This window comes from Ruminococcus sp. Marseille-P328 (assembly GCF_964249465.1).
Taxonomy (GTDB): domain Bacteria; phylum Bacillota; class Clostridia; order Lachnospirales; family Lachnospiraceae; genus Blautia_A; species Blautia_A faecis.
On the sequence record NZ_CAXUBQ010000001.1, the window covers coordinates 56819 to 75970 of the forward strand.

The following is a 19152-nucleotide window of genomic DNA, read 5'->3' on the forward strand; positions in this document are numbered from 1 at the left end:
CAAAATTATTGAACTTTGTTATAATTTACTCTTGATAGCCATTTACTTTTCGGTCACGTTTAATTTGTTTCTTTGTATCCCCGGGAAATATCTTATGGTTATATAATACCATTGTTCTGTTTTTTTACCAGTGCCTAATTTTTTTGGTAATGTACAGTTTTTTTAGACTGTTTTTTATAAAAAATTCTACCTGTTCAGGCATTCAATTGTGCCAAATATATAAAATGCACATATTCAGCAATTTGAATATGTGCATTTTTGCAAATCCTGTTTTTATCATTCTGCTTTCCACACGTTTCCCTTATACTCATTGGGAGTCATGCCCTCGTGTTTTTTAAAAATATCACAGAAATATCTGTAATTATTATATCCCACCATTTCACTGACTTCATTAACCTTATATCCATCCTGCAACAGCTTCTTCGCCTTTTTTATGCGAAGATCCGTCAGATATTTCACATAAGATGTGCCAACCTCTGTTTTAAAAAGAACACTTAAGTAAGCCGTGCTCATTCCGGCTCTGTCTGCAAGCTCACTAAGTCCGATATCCTGATCATAATGCTCATCCAGATAAGTAAGAAGTTCCAGGATAACTCTGTGTTTGCTTCCGGTCTGGTCTGCGGTCAGATGCTTGCTGATATCAGACAGAACGCTTTTTCCATAGGCCTGTACTGCTTCTATGCTCTGACATTTTGCCATCTCCTGAAAAGAGACAAGGGACCCTCGTTCCACCTGCTTCTGACTTTCGATCAGTACATCGCTGAGCACACAGAGATGCTTGTAAAATTCCCTGCGAAAATCCTGCAACTCCGGGTAAAGTTCCTGCAGGCATCTGATTGCCTGCCGGCATTCTTCCCGAAATGCTGCAGCATCACAGTCTGTAATACATTTTACACTTCTCTCAAAAGTTCTTTCCAATTCCTGAAATTTCTCGCGATTAGCCTGTGCCTTACGATTATCCTCATGACGAGTCTTCGCCCATTCATCTTCAATTCTGGTAAGGGCTTTTTTCAGTTTGTCTGCTGTAACCGGCTTATCAATATAATCTTTTACGCCAAGAGTAAGCGCCCTCTGCGCATACACAAATTCAGAATAGCCACTGATCACAATAAAATATGTATCCGGACATTCTTCCTTCGCCGCCTCGATCACAGACAGACCATCCAGCCCCGGAATTCGGATATCCGTAATTACTACATCCGGTTTCTCACTTCGGATCACTTCCAGTCCCTGGATTCCGTCATAAGCAGCCCCTACTACCTCATAATCCAGCTTCAGGCGGGAAATTAAAGCCTTAATTCCCTGCACAACTATATATTCATCATCAATTACCACTAAGCGATACATGAAAATCCTCCTTGTATCTGCATTTCCCTATCCCTTATCTTACCGGAACCACAATCGTTACCTTCGTTCCATTGCCTGGACTGCTTTCAAATGTTACGCCGTATTTTTCCCCGTAATTCAACTTTATACGCTCTATTACATTGCGCACTCCATAACCGTTCTCCAGTCTGGACATATCGTCAATTCCCACACCATCATCTTCAATAGTGAAAATCATATTATTCTGCTCCTGCCAGCCGCGAAGGGAAATCTTTCCTTTTCCAATCTTCGGCTCCAGACCGTGATACATGGCATTTTCAATAAATGGCTGAAAAATAAAGGTAATCGTTTCACGCTGAAGAATTTCCCTTCTGATATCCACGAACAGTTCAAAACGATTATTGTAGCGCATATTCTGAAGCTTCATATAGCCCTGCATCCATTTCACAGAATCCGCAACTTTAATATATTTGCTTCCATTATTCAGCGCCAGCTTAAAGTTATCAGAAAGTGCTTCTACCATTTCTGCCATCTGGTCATCCCCATGCATGATTGCAACAAAGTACAGGGAATCCAGTGTATTATAAAGAAAATGGGGATTGATCTGGGACTGAAGCAAAAGCAGCTCTGCTTCCCGTTCATTCAGCTTCACCGCCATAAGATGCTCGGAAAGCTCCAGGTTCGTATTGACCATTTCCTTGAATTTCCGTCCAATCCGGCCAACTTCACTGTAGTCAAACTCTTCTGTAATGTGACGCTCTCCTTCCCCAACCTGTGCAATGGTATTTTCCAGCTGCTTCAGAGGATGGCTGATGGTTCTGGAAATGATTCGTGCCATGAGAAAGCCCACTACAAGAACACAGCCGGCTACCAGAAACGAGGTCAGACGGATATTTTTGCTCTCTTCACTGATCTCATTTTTCTCCACTACGTTTACAATATGCCAGCCTGTAGTAGAATTGGTGACAGAAGAAAACAGATACAGATGGTTCTCTCCCGGATTAGAATAGGATTGCATAATTGCATTCTCCCTTTCCTCATTTCCCACAAAATAAACCAGCTGATCATCCTCATCTACAACCATAAAGTTACTGGAATCAAAGCTTTCATTGCCCATAACAAAGGATTTTCCCAACAGCTTCCGGCTCAGTCCCACCACCATATAGCCCATTCCCTGTCCATCAGAGGGATTGATCATATATTTCGCATAAGAAAATCCTTTCTTTGTTCCTGCTTTTAAAATACTGTCACGGAAAAAAATTTCCTTTCCCTGCGCAGCCTTTGCCTGTTTCACCCAGCTTTCTTCCAGAATATCCTTATCACTATAATAATTATAGAAATCATAAGTACCCTGGTTCACATTGTTCAGCTGATACACATGACCATAAAGATCCGTAAATACTATATAATTCACCCACACCTGCTGACTTGCCATTTCATTTGCAATCACACGAAGCTTCACACGGTCTGTGGACGTAAACTTGCTGCCTCCGTATTCATTGCCTTTTTCCAAAATCTGCTGAAGAGCTTCATCATTCAGAAAGCTTCGCCCTACGTCTACAATGTTCTTCAGATTCATATCCATAACGCGGCTGGAATTCTTCAGTGTAGACTGATAAGATGCCCTGTAATTCTGTTCAATCGCATCAATAGAGGTTTTGTATACAATATTCATCAAAACGCCCACACCCAAAAGGGTGATAAGAAACATGGATAAAAAAATCTGATTCTGAATACTCAGCTGTCTCCACGCTTTCTGTATTCCTGAAGGTTCCTTTTTCTTTTCCATATTCTCATCACCCTTTCGCATTTTGCGTTATGATTACTGTTCAAATGCGATATGGTATGTACCGCTTCCCGCTTCGGCAGCCATATAGTCTGCTTCCCTGGTAAATGTCAGTCCATCGCTTTCCAGAACAGCTTTCGCCTTATCCAGACGGATCTCTGCTGTTGTATTTACCGGAATCTGAACAGTTAAAGTAATCTGTTTTCCCTGGACTTCCCATTTTACACCAACATCACCATAAATGCTATGATATTTTCCTGCAGTGTACTTCAGATTTCCACCAATGCGCGGATAGAGTATCGCATGTTTAAAGCCCGGATGTTCCGAATCCGCTTCAATTCCGGCCATTGCACGGTACATCCACTCACCAATAGCCCCATAAGCATAATGGTTAAAGGAGTTCATATCTGCACTCCACATGCTTCCGTCATCCTTCATGCCATCCCAGTGCTCCCAGATCGTAGTGGCACCTTTTTTCACCTGATACAGCCAGGATGGGAAGTCTTCCTTCAGAAGCAGGTCATAGGCTTCCTTCAGAGCGTGGTTCTGACTTAGTGCATGGCAGAAATACGGAGTTCCCACAAATCCGGTAACCAGATGACCGTTTTCTTTGTCCAGAAGGCGTTTCAGACCTTCTACCGTTTTTGTGATATATTTCTCAGGAGTCAGCTGGAAATACAGTGCCACAATATGTGCGGTCTGTGTCTGTGCTGTCATATTTCCTTCTGCGTCGAAGAAGGTCTCCTGGAATTTCTTTACGATCTTATGATAAAGCTCCTCATACTCTGCTGCCACATCCTCTTTTCCAAGGGCTTTCGCCATCTGGACAAAAAGTCCGGTAGAGTATGCATAATAGGCAGTACAGGTCAGATCGTTTGGTGTGGCTCCAAAGTAGCTGCCTTCTTCTGCATCAAGAGCTACCCAATCGCCAAACTGCAGCTTATAGTTCCAGATATAATCAACAGCATGGGCACGCATGAAGTCAATCCATCCCTTCATGCTGTTGTACTGTTTTTTCAGAATATCTTTATCCCCATACATCAGATACATGGTCCATGGATTGATGATGGCCGCATCAGCCCAGGCTGCTGCAGAGTGAGGTCCCTGGCGGAGAAGCCAGTTTCCATCTGTACGGCCTTCCTCAATATTCGGAACAACATGTGGTACACCGCCCTCTGGTGTCTGATCAACCTCCAGATCATGGAGCCATTTCTTATAGAACGTATAGGTATTCATCAGATAAGTGGCTGTACGGCAGAAAATCTGCGCATCACCAGTCCAGCCCAGGCGCTCATCACGCTGCGGGCAGTCTGTAGGTACATCAAGGAAATTACTCTTCAGTCCCCACAGGAAATTGTGATGCAGCTGGTTCAGCAGCGGATTCGAACACTCCAGACTTCCGTTTGAAGCCATGTTGGAGTGAAGGGTGCAGGCTGTGAAATTCTCAGCTTTCGGCTCACCTGGATAGGAAACAATCAGCGCATACTGAAATCCCATGTACGTAAAGGTCGGATGCCAGGTAACTGTCTCTTCCCTTGCAAAAGTATATTTCATCGTTGCCTTGGCTGCACGAAGGTTATCCAGATATACATTTCCATCTTTATCCAGAACCTCGAAGCAGTGAAGCTCGATCACATCGCCCGGTTTTCCTGCTGCAGTTACTTCAATTCGTCCTGCCATATTCTGGGCAAAATCAATAACCGTATCTCCTGCCGGTGTTTTGAAAATACGTTTTGCAGGAATACGATCCATTACACGAACCTTTGCAGCGTACTGCGCACGCATAACCTGTGTATCAAAGAATACAAGCTGAACCGGCTTCCAGTCGCCTTTTGTGGTTTCTGCCTTTGACCAGTCCGGAATCTCAAGGGCTGCATCATAAGTCTCACCATCATAGATTTCTGCAAATACCACCGGTGAATCGCAGCCTTTCCATGATGGATCCGTATAAACAGATTCTGTTGTTCCATCGGTGTAGCGAATCAGAAGTTCCATAGTAAAAGCCGTCTGATCACCATAGTTGTTGCGGGCCTTTGTCAGTCCCATAACTCCTTTATACCAGCCTGGAGCCAGCATTGCTCCGGCACCGTTAATGCCCTTCTGCAGATATTCCGTTACATCATAGGTCTGATAGAGGAGATGTCTTCTATAGGATGTCCAGCCCGGTGTCATCTCGTCCTCACCAACTTTTTTGCCATTCAGGTAAAACTGATACAGGCCAAGGGCTGTGGTAAAGGCATAGGCTTCTTTTATATCTTTTTTGATTTCAAAGGTTCCTCTTACATAGGTTCCTTTGGAAACGTTCTTATAGGAATCGTCAGTTTCGGCGGATACAAAAGGAGCTTTCCATGCTGGTGCGCCTTCCTCCCACTCACCATTTTTTCCTGCAAGGGCAGTTACAAAGGATGCGGTTTCGCTCCAGTCCGTTTCTTCCTGATCATCACTGGCTTTTGCACGGACAAAATAGCGCTTGCCGCTCTCCAGTGAAGCACCTTCTGCATAAACATGTGCAGATTCCTCAGACTCTGTTTTTCCGCTGTTATAGATCAGATCTGTAAAATCAGCGTCTTTTGCAATCTGAAGTTCGTAGGATTTCTGTTTTACATTTTTCTTATCGCTTACAAGCTCCCAGGCAAACTGGGGCATATGGGAAACACCAACCGGGGCTGTTTCATAATCCATATATATTTTCTTGATTGCCAACATTTGTTTTAACCCATCCTTTCTGACATATATTTCTTTGGTATATCGTAACTGTTCAGTACCTTCATGGTCACACACTTCGCAGAATAACATCTACTGAATAATTACGATCCAACACTTTATATTTTTAAATCGTATTTTAGCGTTTTCTCAGATTCAACATCTGTCTTGCCTCATCCGGAGTCGCTGGCTCCAGACCCATAGCGCGGATCAGATTTACCAGTTTCTCAACCACCTGCCAGTTGTACTCGGCATCTACACCTTCTGCCAGATAGTGGCTGTCTTCAAAACCAACTCGTACTACCGTTGCTCCCATAGCAATTGCAGCGGCCAGGAATGTCCAGTTATCACGTCCAAAGTGTGTAACGCCCCAAAGTGCATCAGATGGAACAAAGGAACGGAAAGCTGCCAGCATCTCCGGAGTAGGCTGCATGCCGCCTTTGTGACCAAATACCAGGTTAAACAGCATTGGATCCGCAAATGGCTGCTCAGATTTTACCACTGCCATATTATGTAACATTCCAATATCAAAAACTTCTGTTTCCGGAAGGATTCCTCTCTTATAAACAGCGTCTGCGCAGTAGCGGATATCATCAAAAGAATTAATATAAACTGCTTCGCCAAGGTTTGTACTTCCGCCATTGAGAGATGCGCTCTCTACCTTGGGATAATCAAGCGGATTGCAGCGTTCCTGGATATTCATATCCGAAACACCGCCTGTAGACGCCTGAACTACCACATCTGTCCGTTTCAGAATCTCATCAAAACACTCAGACATATAAGAAATGTCAGGTGTAAGGCTTCCGTCTGGTTTACGGCAGTGAAGGTGACACATAGCAGCACCAAGTTTTACGCTTTTCTCTACATCCTCTGCAAGCTTTACTGCATCCACACTGGTTCCTGCCTGTACAGGTGCCAGGGATATAATTACTTTTTTCATTATGTAAACCTCCTATTTAAGCGAACCTCTTTCTAATAGACATCTTCCTAACATACAGAGTCTCCGTAAGCTGTTCAAAACAGACTAAAAATTTACTTGTTATGTCATTAAAACTCTTACGTAATTGAAATTTGCCACTCGCGTAAACGAAGACCTGCAATCATGCTATTTTTCAGATCAATTCCTCTACAATTTCCTTCAACGTACTTACTTCACCCACATTTCCCGGGAAAATAATGTATGGCATTCCAGGGAATTTGCTTTCTTCGCCGGTCATCCATACCGGGATTCCCTTCTTCACCTGTCCCATAACACGGGCTTTCTTTACCCGAAGTGCTTTCGTTCCTACGTCAGATGAAGTGATTCCGCCTTTTGCAATGATAAATTTCGGCTTCACAGAAAACTTTCCGATAATACTGGTCACTGCGTTGGAAATCTTTACAGAAATCTGCAGTTTCTCCTCCGGAGTCATATTCTCCGGCGCAAGAAGCTGTCTGCTTGTATAAATTACAACGGTTCGTCCAGACAGGATTTTCTCCTCTGCTGCCTTCACCGTTCTCTCTACCTCTTTCTCCAGACCATTTTCTTCGAATACGGTATTTACCTGAAATTCCATAAAATCAGCCTGTCCGTCCAGTTCTTTCAGACAGTTCAGCTGGTCTGTGGTCTTCTTTACATGGGAACCGATCAGAACGATTCCTCCGTTCTTCGTGTCACCCTCCAACTGCTCTCTTCCAAGAAGAGGCTGGTCAGAAATCCTTCCCATTACTTTGGTGAAAGCTGCTGCTGTTCTTGCCATGTAATGCTTTCCTTCTTTCATTGCAAGCACCAGTGCTGCGCTGAAAACTTTCAAATCTGCATAAGATACTGCATTGACGATAATTTTCGCCATATTCTGTGCGGACATCAGCTTCTCCTTGATTCCCTGCACATCCAGAGCATTCAGCTCGTCCAGGGAAATGGTGATACAGTCCTCTTTATGATACTTTCCTTCTGTTTTTTCCTCGACGTATTCCGTAAGATCCGAGGATTTGTAGCCGAAGGTTTTGTCCCTGGCAAATTCCGTCATACCGGCTGGAACCAGGTTGTCCTGCTCTTTTACATAATGGATATTGTCCATTGTGTAGCGGCCGCCTTCTGGAAAAAACGGGCAGATGATCTCACCGTCAACAGCTGTGCTCCCTGCAGAAGCTCCATTGTCTGCTGCCGTTTTCTCTGGTCCGGCTGTATTCCCGTCAGCCAGACCTTCCGCCAGAAGCTGTGTTTCCAACGGATAATGACCTCTTAAAGTGGAATCTCCACGGGAAATGATCATGAAATCCTGTCCCAGTTCCCCTGCCACCTTTGCAACACGTGCGGCAATATCCTGGTGTACCTTTGTGGTCTCTTCCACGGAAAAGCTGCGGGAATTGGTGAGGATAAAAAACATGGATTCTTTTTCCTCAAAGCCCTTGCGGATGGATTCTTCCTCCCAGTCCGTATAAACAGACACATCATGAACGGTCTGCACACCTGTAGGATCATCATCCAGCACTACTAATTTTTTATGAAAACCTTCCATTGCCTGGGAAAGAAGGGCTTCTGCTTTGTCGGCATCTGTTTTGCTTCTCTCCTCGACGGTATGGAAAGGAATTACTTTACATTCCATAATTTCTATAGCTCTCCATTCTGTTCGTTCAAAGTATAATAAGAAATTGAGTGACATTTGCTATTCCACCGCCATCGGATTCTGCACGGCAGGATTTTTTACATTCATATCCCAGGTTGTGATAACTCAATTGTTACTGTTCACTCCGTTCACAGTAACACGCTTCGCGATGCACAGAAGGACGAACCTTCTTGTGACAAGCACAAGAAGTAGCGTTTGCTGCGCAAACTTAACTCTCGGGTTTTCTGTGAACTTTGTTCACAAAAAACACCTCGCGGAATGTTACCAGTGAACAGTAACACTCAATTTGTTATACGGTATATGCGACAGGGAACCAGATCCTCATTTCTCCATAATCACGGTTATCCCATGCATAATACGGAATCAGACGTACATGCTTTCTGCTCATGCCATGATATTTCAACGGCTGATAAAGCGCATTTCTGTCAAATTCAGAGCGGTCAATGGCATATTCCTCAGTTTCAAGAGCCATCATTCTTCTTCCCTGGATTTCAAACTCCACAGGAGTAAACTCTGCATTCAGATCCAGGTAAACATCATCCAGATCCGCCGCATGGGTATCCACACTCTCGCAGCAGTATACCAATGGTCCCCGCTCGATTGCAGCCTGTCCCACAGTTTCTTCCACCATATTGTTTGCAACAGTATAGCGAACCTTCATATCCAGACTCAGCTGCACATCCATATTCTGAGGATCTTCCACCAGAATATCAAGGTAAGTTCCAGCATCCTCTTTCGTCAGTTCACGGTCTGCACCAGCGCCCTTAATGGAACCGCCCGCTGACCATCCCGGAACGCGCAGTCTTAAATGAACCGGAGCATTTACTTTCACATCTTTTGCTGTGAAACGGATTGTTCCGTCAAATGGATAATCTGTAGACTGCACAAGTGTAAATTCTCCACCATTTTCCAGCTTCACCTGCGCCTCACTTGCACCGTACATACCAGTCCATACGCTGTTATCAGATGTCAGATATGCATATTCACTAGACTGTGCAATGGTTCTTGCCAGGTTGGGCGGACAGCAGTAGCTGAGAATATATTCGCTTCTGGTAAGCGGCCAGATCAGCTTGTAATCAAGCTTTTTGGCACGTCTTAACATGTTTTCATAGAAAAATCTCTTACCATCCAGACTCAGTGCAGCCAGGTTGGTATTTAACATCATTCGTTCCAGAATGTCAAAGTACTCTGCCTTTGGCTCCAGCTGGAACATGCGGTACGCCCAGAAAACGCCGCCCAGAGATGCACAGGTCTCATTATATGCCGTGATATTCGGAAGCTGATATTCATAACCATAAGCCTGATGCACAAGCTGATGGTCAAAAAAGTATCCATAGGGGGAGGCACCGTTATACAATGCTCCACATCCACCTGTGATATAAAGCTTTTTATCCACAAGACTTCTCCATACCTTGTGGAGAACCTCCATATAATCCGGATCTTCCTCTTCCAGGCAAAGGTCAGCCACACCTGCATAGAGATAGTTTGCACGTACAGCATGTCCCAGAATCTTTTCATGCTGCTTCAGCGGAATCTTATCCTGGTTATCATCCATACCATTTTTTACACTGTCGCGAAGAGCGATTGCCTGCTTTGCAAGCTTCAGATAGCGCTCATCACCGGTGGTGCGGTACATCTCCACAAGCCCCATATAATGAGAGGGGCAGACTGCGGTCTGTACCTCGCCGGTACGCTCTGCCTCTTCGTAAAGATGCTCCAGATAATCTGCAGTTCTGGCCGCGATTGCAAGGAAATTCTCCTTTCCGGTAATCCGCTTGTGCACACACGCTGCAGTAAACATGTGGCCGAAGTTATAAACCTCAAAATCATTGATATCGCCCATTCTTGAGACACCATTCCCGGTTCTCTCCCCGATGATCTGCTTTGTGGAAAGATAACCATCCGGCTGCTGTGCTCTGCCGATCAGGTCTATATAATTCTCAATTTCTTCCTTCAGCAGCTGATTATCTGTCTGGTAAGCAGTATAGATGGCAGACTCCATCCATTTATAGAAATCTCCGTCTCCAAAAACGGTTCCGTCAAAATCTCCCTCTGCATCGCCGGCACAGATCTTAAAATTCTCTACTACATGACTGATATCTTTACTGTCAAACATGTGCTTCAGCTGAGGCACGGTACTGTTTGCGCAAGTGTCAAAGCGTTCTTTCCAAAGACCGCCGGTCCACTTTACTTTCATTCCATCCAGGGCATGAACCTTCGCGTAGGGGGATCTGGTTGTATCTGTCAGCATGATTATTCTCCTTCTGTAATTTCATATTCTGATTAAACGGACATGTCGCCTATCAGCGACATCACCATATAGGAAAGTCAGCTGCTCCGCGATATTCCATATATTATTCTTTATAAGCCTTTCGCTTTCAATGCTGCTGCAAGTGCCTGTGCTCCAAAGCGCGGGCTGGAAAGTACCGGTTTGCCGATCTTCTCGTGGATTGCATCCTCTGCATAGGCCATAGAGCCCTGTGCCAGAAGAATTACGTCTACCTGGTCTGCGATCTCAGCAGCTTTTCCGCAAAGAAGTGCCTTAAATTTATCCTGGTCTGCACCAAAAGCATCTACCAGGCCATCCACCAGCTCTACATGGCGATTCATCTCTCTTGCCACACGGGAAACTGTATTCTTAGTTGGTTCCAGGGTGGTAGGCAATGTAGCCAGAACGCCCACTCTCTTGCCAAGGCGGGCTGCCTCGCGGCACATCTCCTCATCAATACGGACAATCGGAATACCTGTATAACGGCCAATATCCTGAGCCGCATCTGCGACTTCGCCAACAGAAGAGCAGCAGTTCAAAACCGCATCTGCGCCGTCAGAAACAGCCTGCATATACATTCCTACAAGACGGGCTGCTGCGCCTGCTGTTACATATCCATGCTCTCTTACTTCTGCCAGAATAGACGGATCCTGATAATTCAGGATTTCCGGTGCATCGCCAAGATTTTTTTTGATTTCTTCATTTACACACTCAATCAGCTCTGGTGTGGTACTTGTATAAACAATTCCTAATTTCATTTCCCTGTTCTCCTTCTCTTAACCAGTATAGAGCCTTTTCAAATACGCTCTGCGTTTTCACAAAGCTCCGGAAACTTTCTCCCTGGCTTTGCATTTTCACTTGTGAATTTTGCCCTATTAAAGTATCAAAACCCACTCCATCCTTTTATAGTTTATACAAAAATTTTACGATTACAGGGCCTCCACCGTCAAGTCCAATTTCTTTATTTAGTGTCACATTTATTTAGCGATGCAGCCACCATACAGACAAAAAGGGACGGCGTAGTTTCTAACCGCGCTGCCCCTCCTGATTGTACCCTTAAATAAATTTATTTGTTTGTAATCACAGAAGCAACTGCTTTCTTCCATCCTGCATACTTCTGCTCACGTTTTTCCACTTCCATATCCGGTTTATAGGACACGCGGTTTAATTTTCCAAAAATACTTTCATCCCAGACACCAAGCTGCAATCCTGCCGCATAGGCCGGTCCAATAGCGGAAAGCTCCTCGGAATCCGGGACCAGAACTCCGGCATCTGCAATATTGCTCTGGAACTGCATCAGATAGTCGTTTCGAGTCGGACCGCCATCTACGCGAAGCTCCTTCACCGGAACACCAGCGTCCTCAGACATAGCCTGTACAACATCTGTAATTTGATAGGCAATACATTCAAGTGCCGCTCTTACAAACTCAGCCTTGCGGGTAGTACGGCTCATGCCTACAACAGAAGCTCTCGCCTCGCTGTCCCAGTAAGGAGCGCCAAGACCGCTGAATGCAGGAACCAGATACAGGCTGTCCTCCTGAATGGCTTCTTTCGCCAGTTTACCGGTTTCTCCAGGAGAAGAAATGATCTGAAGATCGTCCTTCAGCCAGGTAATCACAGCGCCTGTATAGTTCAGATTGCCTTCAAGCACATAGTTAACCTTGCCGCCGATTTTCCACGCAAGAGAAGTAACAACCCCATGAGTACTGAGAATCGGCTTCTCCCCAATATTCATCATAATAGAAGAACCGGTTCCATAAGTGGATTTGATCATACCAGGCTGCAAACATCCCTGTCCAAAAAGAGAGCCGTGGGAATCGCCCATTACGCCATGGATTGGAATCTTATGAGGAAGAAGTCCCTCGAAATCCGTTTCGCCGAAGCAGGCATCGGAATCCGTAACCTCTGCCATATTTGCCGGATCAATACCAAATAATCCGCAAATTTCTTCATCCCATTTCAGATCAAAAATATTGAAAAGCTGTGTTCTGGAAGCATTGGAATAATCGGTTCTGTATTCTTTGCCCCCTGTCAGCTTGTAAACCAGCCAGCTGTCAATAGTGCCATGGCAGATTTCATGACGCTCTGCCGCCGCTTTTGCGCCCTCTTCATTTTCCAGAAGCCATGCGATCTTGGAAGCCGGAAAATAAGGGGAAAGATTCATTCCTGTTTTCTGGCGGATCAGCTCTGCTGCGCCAGCCTTTTCCACACGTGCACAAATATCCACGGCACGGGCGCACTGCCATACAACTGCATTTCCGTAAGGCTTACCGGTGACGCGGTTCCATGCAAGAGAAGTTTCACGCTGGTTACTGATTCCCAGCCCAACTACATATTCCTTCTCTACCCCCTCCAGAAGTTCTTTCACAACCTCCAGAACATTGCTGTAAATTTCCTCTGGATCATGGGAAACCCAGCCCTTTTCATTGATGATCTGCCTGTGAGGGCGGTCAGTACGGCGCATAATGCTTCCTGTCTCATCGAAAAGGAGCGCCTTGGTACCCTGGGTACTCTGATCAATACTAATAATATATTTTGCCATGTTTACTATCCTCTTAAAACTTTTATATTCTCTAAAATCAATATCTCTGTACCTTAAGTCTGTTTTGTAACTAAATAATAAGCGTGCCTGACCAGACTGCTCAGAAGCACGCCCAATCGGGCAGCACTTCTAAGCAGCATCCTGGTTCTGCATCCACGCAGTCTGTCAGTCACGCTTAAATTTGTTTCTTATTTGATTTTTATTTCAGAGCTTCCACAGCCTTCTTCGCAATACCCTCAGCATTTAATCCATAGTAATCAAATACTTCCTGTGAGGTACCTGTGATAACCGGAGCATCCGGAAGAGCCATGTTCAGCACTTTTCTCGGGCATTCTGCACCAACAACCTGTGCAACCATGGAGCCAAGTCCGCCAAATGGTGCGTGCTCTTCTACCGTGATCACTGCCTTTGCATTCTTGGCAGCTTTTACAACACCTTCAGCGTCAAGCGGTTTCACGCAGTACATATCCAGTACAGTTGCGGAAATGCCCTGCTCCTCCAGTAATTTGGCTGCTGCAAATGCTGGGCGCACCATCTCGCCGCAGGCAATGATTGCCACATCTGTTCCTTCTTTCAGAACAGTTGCCTTGTCCATTTCAAATGGGCAGTTATCTTCTGTATAAATATCCTCAACCGGATTTCTTCCAACACGGATGTAAGATGGTTTCTCATCCTTCAACAGAGCCTCGAGCAGATGCTTTGTCTGATGACGGTCGCTTGGAAGGTAAACTCTCATATTCGGGATTGCGGACATAGCTGCGATATCCTGTGCAGAATGATGGCTCATTCCAAGTGCGCCGTAGCTGATGCCACCGCTGATACCGATAAGAGTAACATTTGTATTGGAGTATGCCACATCAACCTTGGCCTGCTCGTAGCTTCTTGTGGATAAGAAGCAAGCTGGTGAGCATGCAAATGGTTTCTTTCCACATTTTGCAAGACCTGCGGAAATACTTACCAGATTCTGCTCTGCAATACCGGTCTCAATAAACTGATCCGGGAAATTATCTGCAAATGGTGTCATGGAAGCGGATCCTCTGGAATCGCTGCAAAGCACCATAATATCTTTATCGTCTTTTGCCTTGTCCATCAGTACTTCACAGATGGCCTGTCTGTTTGGAATTTTATTCATGAAGAGCGGCCTCCTTTCTTGCTGCAAAATCCGCGATGATCTGATCATATTCTTCCTGAGTCGGAACCTTGTGATGCCAGTTTGCCTTGTTCTCCATTACGGAAGAGCCGCAGCCTTTTACAGTGTTGGCAATTACAGCTGTTGGTTTGCCTTTTACAGTTTTTGCTTCTTCAAAAGCAGCATTTAACTGGTCAATATCGTTTCCGTCTTTTACATCGATCACATGCCATCCGAAAGAACGGATACGCTCATGGAGATCATCATGTCCCATAACGTCCTCTGTATTTCCGGAAATCTGAAGACGGTTACGGTCAATTACTGCACAAAGGTTGTCCAATTTGTACTGATGTCCTGCCATGAAGCCTTCCCATACAGACCCCTCTGCCAGCTCACCGTCACCCATTACGGTGTAAACACGGTAATCTCTGTTGTCTTTTTTGCCTGCAAGAGCCATGCCTACGCATACAGGAAGTCCATGTCCCAGAGAACCGGAGTTCATCTCGATTCCAGGAAGCTTATTGTTCGGGTGTCCGATATATTTGGAGCCAAATTTTGAAAAATGTGCTTTAATATCTTCCAGGTCCAGAAAGCCCTTTGCTGCAAGTACAGCGTAGTAAGCCTCTACAGAATGACCTTTGCTGAGTACGAAACGGTCGCGATTCGGGTCATCCATGTTTTCCGGAGAAATGTTCATCTGGCAGAAATACAGGCTCATCAAAGTATCGATCACACTCATGTCGCCGCCGATATGACCGCCCTTTCCGGCAACGATAATATCTACAGTATCTTTTCTCAAGTCAAAAGATTTTGCCTTTAAATTTTCCATTCTCATTCACCTCTTAAATATGCTTTCACATCTTCTTCAATAGGATCATATAAATCAGGAGTGATTCCCATGTATTTGCATGCCTCGTAAAGTACCGGAACTACATCTTTATGGATACCTACACAGTGATGGATGTATGGTCCTTCTACAATCTTGGCTTCCAGACGTTTGATGTTCTCAACCTCAACCCAGAGATAAGTTCCCATACCTTTCGGTCCGTCAACGCCTTTTGCTTTTCCAAGGAGCATGGAGTATTCTCCGTTATCACCGTCGAAACGTGCCAATGTCACTTCGCCATGCTTTGCTTCTGCTGTAATGCTTCCCGGATGGCTGAATGCCAGCGGATAAGTAAGCTTCGGTGTCTCTCTTGCAACAGAGATCGGCCATGGTCCGCAGTGCTGAAGGAGCTCGCCGTTTTCAATGTCAGGATGGCGGATGGTCCAGTCTGCAAAGAAGCTTCTTGTGTCATCAAGTGCTGCTGCCTCAACAAGAAGAGCGGTAATTGCACCGTGAATATCTGTCTCACATACAACCGGAATTCCCTCTTCATTGAGAAGTGCGTTTGCTGCACACGGCATAATTCCGATCTCGCTCTGCAGCTGGTTCCAGCACTGGATTGCAGCTGCCTGGCAGCCGTATTTCTCGATCAGGTTCTTCATGGCAACTTTCAAGGCTGCTACATTCTCAAGTTCATTATCTTTAATGCAGATTTCCATGTTCTGGCGGCAGTACTCAACAACCTTTGCAACCTCTGTTCCTTCTGCTTTTGCTTTCTTCATCTCATCTGTCAGCTCTGGCATTGGGATTGGGGTCAGCTGGATGTTGAATTTCTCAAGAAGTTCACCCTCGTTGCACATGGTGGACCAGAACTCGTATGGTCTTGTGGAAATCTGAAGAATTCTCATGTTGCGGAAGGTTTTTACTACATTACAGACAGCCATGAAATCACGAAGGCCACGCTCGAATACCGGATCATTCAGTCTGCAATTTGTCATGTATGTAAATGGAACGCGGAATCTTCTGAGGACTTTACCTGTTGCAAAAAGTCCGCACTGTGTATCACGAAGACGGACACCGTTCTCGTCTGGTCTCTCATCAAGAGGTCCCCACAGGAGAACCGGTACATTTAACTCTTTTGCAAGTCTTGCACATTCAAACTCAGTTCCGAAGTTGCAGTGTGGAAGGAAAAGTCCGTCGATTTTCTCTTTTTTGAATTTCTCTGCAATCTTGATACGGCCTGCCTCATCATAAAGAAGCCCCTCATCATTTACATCTGTGATATCTACAAAATCAATTCCTAACTCTCTTAATCTGTCTGCAGTAAGTCCACGATACTTAACTGCGTCCGGTGCACTGAAAATGCTTCGTCTGGTTGGCGCGTAGCCGATTTTGATCTTTGCCATTCTGGTATTCCTCCTTGTTTATATTTATTATTTTCTTTTGGTTTTTCTTAGCTGTAAAATCTTTTTCTTTATTACTTACCCAGATATTCTGTTTGCTTTTCTTTATAGCTCTAGTATAGGTCTCCTTCAGCTTTATTCCAATAAAAAATAAAGTATTTTTGACTTTATTTCCGCTTTATTTTTCACAAATATATTGTTTATTTTTCAATTAAGAAGTACAATATATACAACAGAAAAAATTTCTGCCAAAGAAATATGAACAGTTTCCACAGAAAACCAACTTTCTGCCCTAAACAGCAGATACTTTACTAAATACCACTCCGGGAGGTGCCGCAAATGTCCATTACTGCTAAAGAACTGGCCAGAAAACTGAATCTTTCACAGACTGCCGTCTCCATGGCGCTGAATAATAAGCCCGGAGTCAGCACGGAAACCCGCCGGCTGGTGGTAGAAGCTGCGGAAAAATACGGCTACGACTTTACCAAACTTTCTCTAAAGAAAAATAAAGCCGGAAGCATTTACGCGGTAAGCTATCGTTCCCATAATGCCATCATGTCCTATTCTCCTATTTTTGATGCTATGGTGGAGGGTATGGAATCCGTAGTGCAAAAAGATAATTATAAACTGAAAGTAATCACATTTTATGAAAAGCGGGATAATCTGGAGCATTATCTGGGGGATTTAAGAACTACTGACTGCGTTGGAATTATTTTGTTTGGTACTGAAATGCGGGAAGAAATGGTCCGGCCTTTCCTGAAGCTTCCTTTTCCGGTGGTGATCCTAGACGCCTATTTTGAAAACCTTAACTGTAATTATGTTGTTCCCAATAACCGTCAGGGAGCTTATCTGGCTACCGATTATCTGATCAGCCGGAGAATGAAGCAGCCTGGATACCTGCAGTCTGCTTATCCTCTCCGCAACTTTTCAGAGCGCCTGGAGGGATTTTATCATGCTGTCCATGATAACGGAATGTCCCGTTCCCGCTGTATTATCCACCAGCTTTCTCCAACCATTGATGGAGCAATGGCAGATATGCTTGCAATTATTGACAGGGGAGATACTCTGGCAGACTGTTATTTTGCGGACAATGACCTGATTGCAATCGGAACCATCAAGGCCTTGCGTCTCAGAGGCTACAAGGTGCCGGAGCAGGTGGCAATTGTAGGCTTCGACAATATCTCTGAGGGACGCATTATCGACCCCTCCCTTACCAGTATCAGCATCCCTCGTCATTATATGGGACAGGTTGCCGCCAGAGAGCTTCTCTCTCAAATAAACGAACCCCGGCAGCATACCTGTAAAATTGAAGTTTCGGCAAATCTGGTGAAACGATTTTCAGTTTGACGTAAAAAAGGTATCGCAACCTTTCATTTCCGGTTGTGATACCTTTTTTATTACTTATTGCAGAAATATTTGATACTAAAATTCCTGTTTTTTCACTGTATTTATGATATATTTATCCACTTCGAAATTATTTTCGAAAATACCGTCTTTTATTGTGAAATTATCACAAATTTGCTTTTCAATTATAATATCCGTGCATTTTTTCATCTGAAAAAACCGGATTTTCTGCGCTCTTTTCGCCCAAAACAAATCACGATGCATACAGATCATGCAGCCTTATATTTTACCCAATTACACTGGTAAAATCTTTACGTTTATGGTATACTTATTTCATTATCTGCAGATAGCAATGTCAGAAATATAGTAACCTGACATCTTCTACCTTACACTAATAACCGGAGGGATATTTATATGGATGAAAAAATCATGAAATTTTTAAGGAAAAACAATATCCATATCAGTAATATCAAATATCTGCTCAGGCAGGAGAATAAGACCTGTATTTATATGACCGATAGACGAGTTGTGAAAACTTTTATCACAGTCAAAGATTTATATGAAATTCTTATACCTTATGATTATATTTCCATAAATAAGGGCACCGTGGTTTCCAGAGGACAGATTGATCATATTGAGAACTGCACCTATCATATGAAGGATGGCGTACGTCTGGAAGGACGTAAGCGTGGCGCGGCCACTCACAAATTTCTGAACAAATCTTTGCATCAGGATCCTGCCAAGACTTTATCTCCAAATATTCGTACGCGTTTTTCTGTATTAGATGATATGCCCATTGCTTTTTGTGTAATCGAACTGATTTTTAATAAAAACGGAACTGGAATTGACTTCGTTTTCCGCTATTGCAATAAAGAAATGCTTCTTCTGGAAGGCATGGATACTCTGGAAATACTTGACCAGTCTTTTTATCAGGCATTTCCCAACGGAGATAAGAAGCTCCTTGCCGCATATACAGATGTTGCCTTGAATGGCGGAAGCTGTCGTCTCAAGACTTACAGTGCCAGGATTCATCGTGAACTTATTATCAAATGTTTCCAGCCATTGGAAAACTTCTGCGCATGTATATTGATTCCTGCCTATGAAATAGAGAAATAAACATTTTCCAGATTTCCATATATACATGATATGAGAGTCAAAAGGTCTTTTGCCACTCATATCCTTATATTTATTGATAAAATATTGGGAGGGAAGCGA

General features: G+C 44.2%; 13 protein-coding genes. 2 read left to right on the top strand and 11 right to left on the bottom strand.

What is annotated here, in order from left to right; translation table 11 throughout:
• Positions 1-276: 276 nt before the first annotated feature.
• From ACESTK_RS00240 to ACESTK_RS00290, 11 genes are all read right to left on the bottom strand, one after another.
• A complete protein-coding gene (locus ACESTK_RS00240) occupies positions 277-1347 on the bottom strand; it encodes a response regulator (protein WP_373118110.1) in 1071 nt (356 codons plus the stop codon).
• A gap of 34 nt (positions 1348-1381) precedes the next feature.
• Positions 1382-3115, bottom strand: coding sequence for a sensor histidine kinase (locus tag ACESTK_RS00245; protein ID WP_373118113.1), 1734 nt, complete (start codon positions 3113-3115; stop codon positions 1382-1384).
• A 33-nt stretch (positions 3116-3148) separates the two neighbouring features.
• Complete coding sequence (locus ACESTK_RS00250; protein WP_373118116.1) at positions 3149-5794, bottom strand: family 78 glycoside hydrolase catalytic domain; 2646 nt, start codon at positions 5792-5794, stop codon at positions 3149-3151.
• 160 nt (positions 5795-5954) lie between these two features.
• Positions 5955-6755, bottom strand: a complete 801-nt coding sequence (locus tag ACESTK_RS00255) for a 3-keto-5-aminohexanoate cleavage protein (protein ID WP_373118118.1) — start codon at positions 6753-6755, stop codon at positions 5955-5957.
• Positions 6756-6927: 172 nt separating this feature from the next.
• Complete coding sequence (locus ACESTK_RS00260; RefSeq protein ID WP_373118121.1) at positions 6928-8403, bottom strand: four-carbon acid sugar kinase family protein; 1476 nt, start codon at positions 8401-8403, stop codon at positions 6928-6930.
• A gap of 310 nt (positions 8404-8713) precedes the next feature.
• Positions 8714-10675: a glycoside hydrolase family 127 protein gene (locus ACESTK_RS00265; protein WP_373118124.1), complete on the bottom strand. Its 1962-nt coding sequence runs from the start codon at positions 10673-10675 to the stop codon at positions 8714-8716.
• A 110-nt stretch (positions 10676-10785) separates the two neighbouring features.
• Positions 10786-11451 carry an aspartate/glutamate racemase family protein gene (locus ACESTK_RS00270; protein ID WP_118577675.1) on the bottom strand — a complete coding sequence of 222 codons (666 nt, stop codon included), beginning with the start codon at positions 11449-11451 and terminating at the stop codon, positions 10786-10788.
• 308 nt (positions 11452-11759) lie between these two features.
• Positions 11760-13235: a glycerol kinase gene (locus ACESTK_RS00275; RefSeq protein WP_195379580.1), complete on the bottom strand. Its 1476-nt coding sequence runs from the start codon at positions 13233-13235 to the stop codon at positions 11760-11762.
• A gap of 199 nt (positions 13236-13434) precedes the next feature.
• Entirely contained in the window at positions 13435-14367 is a 933-nt protein-coding gene (locus tag ACESTK_RS00280; RefSeq protein WP_373118127.1) for a transketolase family protein, read from the bottom strand.
• Positions 14360-15193 carry a transketolase gene (locus tag ACESTK_RS00285; protein WP_173715704.1) on the bottom strand — a complete coding sequence of 278 codons (834 nt, stop codon included), beginning with the start codon at positions 15191-15193 and terminating at the stop codon, positions 14360-14362. Before ACESTK_RS00285 ends, ACESTK_RS00280 begins: the two co-directional genes overlap by 8 nt.
• Before the next feature lie 2 nt (positions 15194-15195).
• Positions 15196-16596 carry an L-fucose/L-arabinose isomerase family protein gene (locus tag ACESTK_RS00290; protein WP_373118130.1) on the bottom strand — a complete coding sequence of 467 codons (1401 nt, stop codon included), beginning with the start codon at positions 16594-16596 and terminating at the stop codon, positions 15196-15198.
• A gap of 336 nt (positions 16597-16932) precedes the next feature.
• On the opposite strand from ACESTK_RS00290, the gene ACESTK_RS00295 reads away from it, so the two are divergent.
• The gene (locus ACESTK_RS00295; RefSeq protein ID WP_118577680.1) at positions 16933-17940 is read left to right on the top strand and encodes a LacI family DNA-binding transcriptional regulator; all 1008 of its coding nucleotides are present in this window, start codon (positions 16933-16935) and stop codon (positions 17938-17940) included.
• A gap of 411 nt (positions 17941-18351) precedes the next feature.
• Positions 18352-19053, top strand: a complete 702-nt coding sequence (locus ACESTK_RS00300; protein WP_373118134.1) for a hypothetical protein — start codon at positions 18352-18354, stop codon at positions 19051-19053.
• Positions 19054-19152 lie beyond the last annotated feature (99 nt).

Excerpts from the sequence above, each read along its gene's own strand:
- ACESTK_RS00240 (WP_373118110.1), bottom strand. The coding sequence starts at position 1,347 with ATGTATCGCTTAGTGGTAATTGATGATGAATATATAGTTGTGCAGGGA.
- ACESTK_RS00245 (WP_373118113.1), bottom strand. The coding sequence starts at position 3,115 with ATGGAAAAGAAAAAGGAACCTTCAGGAATACAGAAAGCGTGGAGACAG.
- ACESTK_RS00250 (WP_373118116.1), bottom strand. The coding sequence starts at position 5,794 with ATGGATTATGAAACAGCCCCGGTTGGTGTTTCCCATATGCCCCAGTTT.
- ACESTK_RS00255 (WP_373118118.1), bottom strand. The coding sequence starts at position 6,755 with ATGAAAAAAGTAATTATATCCCTGGCACCTGTACAGGCAGGAACCAGT.
- ACESTK_RS00260 (WP_373118121.1), bottom strand. The coding sequence starts at position 8,403 with ATGGAATGTAAAGTAATTCCTTTCCATACCGTCGAGGAGAGAAGCAAA.
- ACESTK_RS00265 (WP_373118124.1), bottom strand. The coding sequence starts at position 10,675 with ATGCTGACAGATACAACCAGATCCCCCTACGCGAAGGTTCATGCCCTG.
- ACESTK_RS00270 (WP_118577675.1), bottom strand. The coding sequence starts at position 11,451 with ATGAAATTAGGAATTGTTTATACAAGTACCACACCAGAGCTGATTGAG.
- ACESTK_RS00275 (WP_195379580.1), bottom strand. The coding sequence starts at position 13,235 with ATGGCAAAATATATTATTAGTATTGATCAGAGTACCCAGGGTACCAAG.
- ACESTK_RS00280 (WP_373118127.1), bottom strand. The coding sequence starts at position 14,367 with ATGAATAAAATTCCAAACAGACAGGCCATCTGTGAAGTACTGATGGAC.
- ACESTK_RS00285 (WP_173715704.1), bottom strand. The coding sequence starts at position 15,193 with ATGGAAAATTTAAAGGCAAAATCTTTTGACTTGAGAAAAGATACTGTA.
- ACESTK_RS00290 (WP_373118130.1), bottom strand. The coding sequence starts at position 16,596 with ATGGCAAAGATCAAAATCGGCTACGCGCCAACCAGACGAAGCATTTTC.
- ACESTK_RS00295 (WP_118577680.1), top strand. The coding sequence starts at position 16,933 with ATGTCCATTACTGCTAAAGAACTGGCCAGAAAACTGAATCTTTCACAG.
- ACESTK_RS00300 (WP_373118134.1), top strand. The coding sequence starts at position 18,352 with ATGGATGAAAAAATCATGAAATTTTTAAGGAAAAACAATATCCATATC.